General features: G+C 49.6%; 2 protein-coding genes. Both read left to right on the forward strand.

The features are described from left to right. Positions 1-1,188, forward strand: a 1,188-nt coding sequence (locus tag R7P67_RS24405; RefSeq protein ID WP_318086260.1) for a putative 2-aminoethylphosphonate ABC transporter permease subunit, incomplete at its 5' end; no start/stop codon positions are given. 9 nt (positions 1,189-1,197) lie between these two features. Then, on the forward strand, positions 1,198-1,376 hold a 179-nt coding region (locus R7P67_RS24410), incomplete at its 3' end, for a GntR family transcriptional regulator (RefSeq protein WP_318086261.1).

Consider the following 1,376-nt stretch of genomic DNA (forward strand, 5'->3'; position numbering starts at 1 on the left):
TTGACCACTTCGCTGCGTACTTCCGATGCCCGTTTGTATGAGGCCGCTCGTGCTCTAAAAACCTCACCGATGAAGACCTTTTTTATGGTGACGTTACCTGCGGCGAAATACGGTTTGATCAGCACTCTGATTGTCGTATTCACGTTGGTGATCACCGATTTTGGTGTGCCGAAAGTCATTGGCGGAAGCTATAACGTTCTGGCGACCGACATCTTCAAACAAGTGGTGGGCCAGCAAAACTTTGCCATGGGTGCAGTGACCAGCATCATGCTGTTATTTCCTGCGGTAATGGCGTTTGGTGCAGATCGTTGGGTGCAGAAAAAACAAAAGAGCTTGTTTGATACTCGCTCTGTACCTTATCAACCAGAACCCAACAAAACGCGTGATGGCCTTTGCTTCGTATACTGTTCACTGATTTCTGTCGCAGTACTGGCAGTGTTAGGCATGGCGGTGTACGGCTCTCTAGTGACATTTTGGCCGTGGAATAAAGCGCTGACGCTGAACAATTACAACTTCGCAGAGATGAGTACCTATGGCTGGAGCCCGTTCTTCAACTCGTTAACGCTGGCAGGTTGGACTGCGCTGATTGGTACCGCTGTGATTTTTGTCGGTGCCTACTGTATTGAAAAAGGTCGTGCGTTTGGGCCAGTTCGTCAGGCGATGCAAATGCTGAGCGTGGTGCCAATGGCGGTGCCGGGCATGGTTTTGGGTTTGGGATACATCTTTTACTTCAATGATGTGAACAACCCATTGAATGTGCTTTACGGTACGATGGCGTTTCTGGTGATTAACACCGTAGTGCACTATTACACAGTCGGCCACATGACAGCGTTAACCGCTCTCAAGCAACTGCCTTCAGAGATAGAAGCGACGGCAGCATCGGTCAAGCTGCCTCAGTACAAGTTGTTCTTCAAAGTGACCTTACCGGTTTGTATGCCTGCTGTTTTGGACATCGCAACCTACTTGTTTGTTAATGCATTGACCACCACTTCTGCGGTAGTATTCCTGTACTCAACCGATACGATTCCTGCTTCGGTATCGATTCTAAACATGGACGATGCAGGCCAAACGGGCGCAGCTGCTGCGATGGCCGTGATGATCATGATTGCAGCCGCGATTGCGAAGATCGTGCAGATGACGTTGGGGAAGTGGTTAGAAAGTCGCACTCAGGCTTGGCGTAAAAGATAAGGACACCTCGTGCAGTACGTAAAAATTAAAGATTCGATTGTTGAACAGATTGAAGCGGGCATGCTATCACCGCGTCAGAAATTGCCTGCGGAGCGCAAGTTGGCGGAGTCGTTCGACACAACCCGAGTTACGTTGCGCGAAGCGTTGTCGTTATTGGAAGCCGAAGGGCGAATTTATCGTGAAGATCG

Source organism: Vibrio sp. Vb0937 (genome assembly GCF_033338855.1).